This is a genomic window from Pantoea sp. EKM103V, from assembly GCF_011800365.1.
In the GTDB taxonomy this organism is placed as follows: domain Bacteria; phylum Pseudomonadota; class Gammaproteobacteria; order Enterobacterales; family Enterobacteriaceae; genus Pantoea; species Pantoea anthophila.
In genome coordinates this window covers 21,948-28,390 of record NZ_JAALFQ010000020.1, presented here as the reverse complement: position 1 = coordinate 28,390, position 6,443 = coordinate 21,948, and the positions used below count along the sequence as shown (strand labels likewise).

Annotated in this window: 11 protein-coding genes and 1 pseudogene; 11 read left to right on the top strand and 1 reads right to left on the bottom strand. The window is 51.9% G+C overall.

Annotation, left to right across the window (positions count from 1 at the left end; all coding sequences use genetic code 11):
- The 3 genes and pseudogenes from tuf to bfr form a co-directional block, all read left to right on the top strand.
- Nucleotides 1-258: pseudogene (tuf, locus tag HFD97_RS21555) on the top strand (elongation factor Tu); the annotation flags it as partial.
- 171 nt (nucleotides 259-429) lie between these two features.
- Entirely contained in the window at nucleotides 430-624 is a 195-nt protein-coding gene (bfd, locus tag HFD97_RS21550) for a bacterioferritin-associated ferredoxin (RefSeq protein WP_009087597.1), read from the top strand.
- A gap of 98 nt (nucleotides 625-722) precedes the next feature.
- Nucleotides 723-1,196 (top strand): bacterioferritin, encoded by a 474-nt coding sequence (gene bfr, locus HFD97_RS21545; RefSeq protein WP_167432498.1) that lies wholly within the window; start codon nucleotides 723-725, stop codon nucleotides 1,194-1,196.
- On the opposite strand, the gene HFD97_RS21540 is transcribed toward bfr, so the two are convergent.
- Entirely contained in the window at nucleotides 1,183-1,953 is a 771-nt protein-coding gene (locus HFD97_RS21540; protein ID WP_150030463.1) for an A24 family peptidase, read from the bottom strand. The two genes, bfr and HFD97_RS21540, sit on opposite strands and share 14 nt — an antisense overlap.
- Before the next feature lie 393 nt (nucleotides 1,954-2,346).
- Between HFD97_RS21540 and rpsJ the strand changes: the two genes are divergently transcribed.
- The 8 genes from rpsJ to rpsC are packed head-to-tail and all read left to right on the top strand — an operon-like array spanning nucleotide 2,347 to nucleotide 6,431.
- Nucleotides 2,347-2,658, top strand: coding sequence for a 30S ribosomal protein S10 (gene rpsJ / locus HFD97_RS21535; protein WP_001181005.1), 312 nt, complete (start codon nucleotides 2,347-2,349; stop codon nucleotides 2,656-2,658).
- Between the two features lie 32 nt (nucleotides 2,659-2,690).
- The gene (rplC, locus tag HFD97_RS21530) at nucleotides 2,691-3,320 is read left to right on the top strand and encodes a 50S ribosomal protein L3 (protein WP_006120583.1); all 630 of its coding nucleotides are present in this window, start codon (nucleotides 2,691-2,693) and stop codon (nucleotides 3,318-3,320) included.
- A 10-nt stretch (nucleotides 3,321-3,330) separates the two neighbouring features.
- Nucleotides 3,331-3,936, top strand: coding sequence for a 50S ribosomal protein L4 (rplD, locus tag HFD97_RS21525; RefSeq protein WP_009087590.1), 606 nt, complete (start codon nucleotides 3,331-3,333; stop codon nucleotides 3,934-3,936).
- Entirely contained in the window at nucleotides 3,933-4,235 is a 303-nt protein-coding gene (gene rplW, locus HFD97_RS21520; protein WP_003850708.1) for a 50S ribosomal protein L23, read from the top strand. The genes rplD and rplW overlap by 4 nt, the downstream gene beginning before the upstream one ends.
- Nucleotides 4,236-4,252: 17 nt before the next feature.
- Nucleotides 4,253-5,074, top strand: a complete 822-nt coding sequence (rplB, locus tag HFD97_RS21515) for a 50S ribosomal protein L2 (protein WP_009087588.1) — start codon at nucleotides 4,253-4,255, stop codon at nucleotides 5,072-5,074.
- A gap of 16 nt (nucleotides 5,075-5,090) precedes the next feature.
- Nucleotides 5,091-5,369: a 30S ribosomal protein S19 gene (rpsS, locus tag HFD97_RS21510; protein ID WP_001138115.1), complete on the top strand. Its 279-nt coding sequence runs from the start codon at nucleotides 5,091-5,093 to the stop codon at nucleotides 5,367-5,369.
- A gap of 13 nt (nucleotides 5,370-5,382) precedes the next feature.
- Complete coding sequence (rplV, locus tag HFD97_RS21505; protein ID WP_008927136.1) at nucleotides 5,383-5,715, top strand: 50S ribosomal protein L22; 333 nt, start codon at nucleotides 5,383-5,385, stop codon at nucleotides 5,713-5,715.
- Between the two features lie 17 nt (nucleotides 5,716-5,732).
- On the top strand, nucleotides 5,733-6,431 hold the full coding sequence (gene rpsC / locus HFD97_RS21500) for a 30S ribosomal protein S3 (protein ID WP_009087585.1): 699 nt from the start codon (nucleotides 5,733-5,735) through the stop codon (nucleotides 6,429-6,431).
- Nucleotides 6,432-6,443 lie beyond the last annotated feature (12 nt).

The window sequence follows — 6,443 nt, the reverse complement described above, 5'->3', positions numbered from 1 at the left end:
TACGTTCTGTCTAAAGACGAAGGTGGCCGCCATACTCCGTTCTTCAAGGGCTACCGTCCACAGTTCTACTTCCGTACCACTGACGTGACCGGTTCAGTAGAGCTGCCAGAAGGCGTTGAAATGGTAATGCCAGGCGACAACATCAAAATGGTTGTTACCCTGATCCACCCAATCGCAATGGACGAAGGTCTGCGCTTCGCAATCCGCGAAGGCGGCCGTACCGTTGGCGCGGGTGTTGTTGCTAAAGTTATCGCTTAATTGTGATATCTGCTGTGGTCGTGCAAACGGCCACTGCAACACAAAGAAAAGAGCACTTCGGTGCTCTTTTTTTTTGCCTGAAGAGCGTCATAACCCTGCAAAGGGTAGGTTTGTAATAAAAACGATTCGCATTTACACTGTGTACAGAAAATGGTCTTGAGTGATGAAAGAATGTACGTCTGCCTGTGTAATGCCATCAGTGATAAAACCCTTCGTGAAGTAGTACGGCGCTATCAGCCCAAATCTATCCAGCAACTGCGTCATTTTGTACCGGTCGGCAAACAGTGCGGCAAATGTCTGCGCGCCGCGCGGGAAATCATGGATGAAGAGATGCAGCATCCGCCACTCTATAAAGAGATCGCCTGACACACTGCGTGTGCGAATACCCACAATATCTGTCGCGTTTTTTTGACTTCTTTTTAATCACATCTACGATCTGATAAAGCAGACGTGGAGGGTTAACAATGAAGGGCGATATCAAAATTATCAGTCATCTCAATAAACTGCTTGGAAATGAACTGGTTGCTATAAACCAGTATTTTTTGCATGCGCGGATGTTTAAAAACTGGGGGCTGATGCGCCTCAATGATGTGGAGTATCACGAATCGATCGATGAGATGAAGCATGCCGACAAATACATCGAGCGCATTCTTTTTCTGGAAGGGATCCCGAATCTGCAGGATCTGGGCCGGCTGCGCATCGGTGAGGACGTTGAGGAAATGCTGAGTTCAGATCTCAATCTGGAGCTGGACGGCGCCAAAGATCTTCGTGAAGCGATCGCCTATGCGGACAAAGTTCATGACTATGTCAGCCGTGACATGATGATTGAAATCCTGGCAGATGAGGAGCATCACATCGACTGGATTGAGACGGAGCTTGAGCTCATCCGGATGATGGGGATCCAGAACTACCTGCAGGCTCAGATCAAAGAAGCGTGAACCGCGTCTGCAGGACGAGAGTGACCCAGCCCGCAATGGCCAGGAAAGGGCCAAAAGGCAGCGGGCTGACGCCCTGCGTCCGGCCACGCAATTGCAGCATCAACACGCCTGCCAGCGCCAGCAGAGTGGCACCCAGTGCAATCCAGGGCAATCCCTGCCAGCCACAGCAGGCCCCCAGCGCGGCGAAAAGCTTCATATCACCATATCCTAATCCCTCATACCCCCTGACCAGTCGGTAGCCCTGGGCAAGCAACCACAGGGCAACGTAGCCCGAAAGTGCACCCCATATCGCCGGGGTTTCGGTGCCTGCCAGTGTTGCATGAATTAACCCCAGCCAGAGCAACAGATAATTGAGCGGGTCAGGTATGCAGAGATGGCGACGGTCAATCAGGGCCACCATCATCAACAGAGAGGCCGCCGTAAGAATAAACAGCGCATCAGTCAGGCTATCGAAGCTTAGCAGTACAAGCAGGCTCAGGCTGGCAACCAGCCATTCCATGACTACACTCTCTGCGCTAAATGAGTAAGAGCAGAAGCGACAACGGCCTTTTAAGGCAGCCCAGCTGATCAGCGGCAGCGTATCGCGCCATAACAGAGGCTGGCGGCAGTGGGGACAGTGCGAGCCGGGAAAACAGAGCGCGGCACACCATCGGGTGGGAGAAAGGGCAGGGGTGAAGCGTGCGCAGGCCAGCGAAAGAAAGCTGCCCAGCGCACCTCCCCCAGCCAGGGCGGCTAACTGAATCAGGATTAAGGTCATCTTCGGGCTCCGGCTAAACGGTCGGCCATACTTTCACCGCTTTTACACCCCGTGTCGCCCGTATATGCCAGCTTGCGGAACCCTGTTCACAACCTGATTCACCCCCTGTCAGTCATTAGACAGGTCTGTGCGATGTATGCCTCATGACCCGGCCACTAATTAACAGCGAAAATGCCAGCACGGGTTGCTTCCTGAACAGAATTACGTATAATGCGCGGGCCTGCAGATATTGCAGGCGCGATTCGAGCAGAATCGCAGACGGCTGACCGTTAGGCCGCCTGACAATACTCCCAATTGGGGAGTTATATGCTGAACGATTACACTCTCCCATCAATCGTAATGGGTTCGAGTAGTAATTTTTTTCGTCTATAAAAAGTTTGGAGCTCTGGTCTCATGCAGAACCAAAGAATCCGTATCCGTCTTAAAGCGTTTGATCATCGTCTGATCGATCAATCAACCGCGGAAATCGTTGAGACTGCCAAGCGCACTGGTGCGCAGGTTCGTGGTCCAATCCCGCTGCCAACCCGCAAAGAGCGTTTTACCGTTCTGATCTCTCCGCACGTCAACAAAGATGCGCGTGATCAGTACGAAATCCGCACTCACAAGCGTCTGGTAGACATCGTTGAGCCAACCGAGAAAACGGTTGATGCTCTGATGCGTCTGGATCTGGCTGCCGGTGTTGACGTGCAGATCAGCCTGGGTTAATCAGGTCATCGAGCGATTGAGAGGTTGAAACAATGATTGGTTTAGTCGGTAAAAAAGTGGGTATGACCCGCATCTTCACTGAAGATGGCGTTTCTATCCCAGTAACCGTAATCGAAGTTGAAGCGAACCGCGTTACTCAGGTCAAAGGCCTGGAGAACGATGGTTACCAGGCAATTCAGGTTACCACCGGTGCTAAAAAAGCAAACCGTGTGACCAAACCTGAAGCTGGTCATTTTGCTAAAGCTGGCGTTGAAGCTGGCCGTGGCCTGTGGGAATTCCGCACCGCTGAAGGTGACGAGTATTCTGTAGGTCAGAGCATCAGCGTTGAAATTTTCGCTGACGTTAAAAAAGTAGACGTAACTGGCACCTCTAAAGGTAAAGGTTTCGCCGGTACCGTTAAGCGCTGGAACTTCCGTACCCAGGACGCTACTCACGGTAACTCCTTGTCTCACCGCGTTCCGGGTTCTATCGGTCAGAACCAGACTCCGGGCAAAGTGTTCAAAGGCAAGAAAATGGCAGGTCAGCTGGGTAATGAGCGCGTAACAGTTCAGAGCCTGGACGTAGTACGTGTTGACGCTGAGCGCAACCTGCTGCTGGTTAAAGGTGCAGTTCCCGGTGCTACCGGTAGCGACCTGATCGTTAAACCAGCTGTGAAGGCGTAAGGGGATAGCAATGGAATTAGTATTGAAAGACGCGCAGAGCGCGCTGACTGTTTCCGAAACTACCTTCGGTCGTGATTTCAACGAAGCGCTGGTTCACCAGGTTGTTGTTGCTTACGCATCAGGCGCCCGCCAGGGAACTCGCGCGCAGAAAACTCGCGCTGAAGTAACCGGTTCAGGCAAAAAGCCATGGCGTCAGAAAGGCACCGGCCGTGCGCGTTCAGGTTCTGTAAAGAGCCCGATCTGGCGTTCAGGTGGCGTGACCTTTGCTGCTAAGCCACAAGACCACAGTCAAAAAGTTAACAAAAAGATGTACCGCGGCGCGCTGAAAAGCATCCTGTCCGAACTGGTACGTCAGGACCGTCTGATCGTTGTCGAATCATTTGCTGTAGAAGCGCCGAAAACCAAGCTGCTGGTACAGAAACTGAAAGACATGGCGCTGGAAGACGTGCTGATCATCACCGGTGAACTGGATGAGAATCTGTTCCTGGCTGCGCGTAACCTGTACAAGGTTGACGTGCGTGATGCATCTGGTATCGATCCAGTTAGCCTGATCGCCTTCGACAAAGTCGTTATGACTGCTGATGCAGTTAAGCAAGTTGAGGAGATGCTGGCATGATCCGTGAAGAACGTCTGCTGAAAGTACTGCGCGCGCCGCACGTATCTGAAAAAGCATCTAGCGCGATGGAAAAAACCAATACCATCGTTCTCAAAGTTGCTAATGACGCGACCAAAGCAGAGATCGTTGCTGCTGTTGAGAAACTGTTCGAAGTAGAAGTTAAAGACGTAAACACCCTGGTTGTTAAGGGCAAAGTTAAGCGTCAAGGACAGCGTATCGGTCGTCGTAGCGACTGGAAAAAAGCTTACGTCACCCTGAAAGAAGGCCAGAATCTGGACTTCGCTGGCGGCGCTGAGTAAGTCGGAGGAGAAAGACAATGGCAGTTGTTAAATGTAAACCGACATCTCCGGGTCGTCGCCATGTAGTTAAAGTGGTAAACGCGGAGCTGCACAAGGGCAAACCATTTGCCCCGCTGGTAGAAAAAAACAGCAAATCCGGTGGCCGTAACAACAATGGTCGTATCACTACCCGTCATATCGGTGGTGGTCACAAGCAGGCTTATCGTATTGTTGACTTCAAACGCAACAAAGACGGTATCCCGGCAGTTGTTGAACGTCTTGAGTACGATCCGAACCGCTCTGCGAACATCGCACTGGTTCTGTACAAAGACGGCGAACGCCGTTACATCCTGGCCCCTAAAGGCCTGAAAGCCGGCGACCAGATTCAGTCTGGCGTTGATGCTGCGATCAAAGCAGGTAACACACTGCCGATGCGTAACATCCCGGTGGGTTCAACCGTGCATAACGTAGAAATGAAACCAGGCAAAGGCGGTCAGATTGCTCGCTCAGCCGGTGCTTACGTGCAGATCGTTGCGCGTGAAGGTTCTTACGTTACCCTGCGTCTGCGTTCAGGTGAAATGCGTAAAGTCGAGTCTGACTGCCGCGCAACACTGGGCGAAGTCGGCAACGCTGAGCATATGCTGCGCGTTCTGGGTAAAGCTGGTGCAGCCCGTTGGCGTGGTGTTCGTCCGACCGTTCGTGGTACCGCGATGAACCCAGTTGATCACCCGCACGGTGGTGGTGAAGGTCGTAACTTTGGTAAGCACCCGGTTTCTCCGTGGGGCGTTCAGACCAAAGGTAAGAAGACCCGTAGCAACAAGCGTACTGATAAATTTATCGTACGTCGCCGTAGCAAATAATATTAGAGGATAAGCCATGCCACGTTCTCTCAAGAAAGGTCCTTTTATTGACCTGCACTTGCTGAAGAAGGTAGAGAAAGCGGTGGAAAGCGGTGACAAGAAGCCTTTGCGCACTTGGTCCCGTCGTTCAACGATCTTTCCTAACATGATCGGTTTGACCATCGCTGTCCATAATGGTCGTCAGCACGTTCCTGTCTTTGTTTCCGACGAAATGGTTGGTCACAAACTGGGTGAATTCGCGCCGACACGTACTTATCGCGGTCACGCGGCTGATAAAAAAGCCAAGAAGAAATAAGTAGGAGGAAGAGATGGAAACTTTAGCTCAACATCGCCACGCTCGTTCTTCTGCTCAGAAGGTTCGCCTTGTTGCTGACCTGATTCGCGGTAAGAAAGTGTCGCAGGCACTGGACATTTTGACCTACACCAACAAGAAAGCGGCTGTACTGGTCAAGAAAGTTCTGGAATCTGCCATTGCTAACGCCGAACACAACGATGGCGCTGATATCGACGATCTGAAAATCACGAAAATTTTCGTTGATGAAGGTCCGACCATGAAACGCATTATGCCGCGTGCCAAAGGTCGTGCAGATCGCATCCTGAAGCGCACCAGCCACATTACTGTGGTTGTGTCCGATCGCTGAGACTCTGGAGACTAGCAATGGGTCAGAAAGTACATCCTAATGGTATTCGCCTGGGTATTGTAAAACCATGGAACTCTACCTGGTTTGCGAACACCAAAGAATTCGCTGACAACCTGGACAGCGATTTTAAAGTCCGTCAGTTTTTGACTAAAGAACTGGCTAAAGCGTCTGTCTCTCGTATCGTTATCGAGCGTCCAGCTAAGAGCATCCGTGTGACTATTCACACCGCTCGTCCTGGCATCGTTATCGGTAAGAAAGGCGAAGACGTAGAAAAACTGCGCACGGTCGTCGCGAACATCGCTGGCGTTCCTGCACAGATCAATATCGCCGAAGTCCGCAAGCCGGAACTGGACGCAAAACTGGTTGCTGACAGCATCACTTCACAGCTGGAGCGTCGTGTGATGTTCCGTCGTGCTATGAAGCGTGCGGTTCAGAACGCCATGCGTCTTGGCGCGAAGGGTATTAAAGTCGAAGTTAGCGGCCGTCTGGGCGGCGCCGAGATCGCACGTACCGAATGGTATCGTGAAGGTCGCGTACCGTTGCACACTCTGCGTGCTGACATTGACTACAACACCTCTGAAGCGCACACCACTTATGGTGTAATCGGCGTTAAGGTATGGATCTTCAAAGGTGAGATCCTGGGTGGTATGGCTGCTGTTGAACAACCGGAACCGGCTGCTCAACCTAAAAAGCAGCAGCGTAAAGGCCGTAAGTAAGGAGAGTCGCTG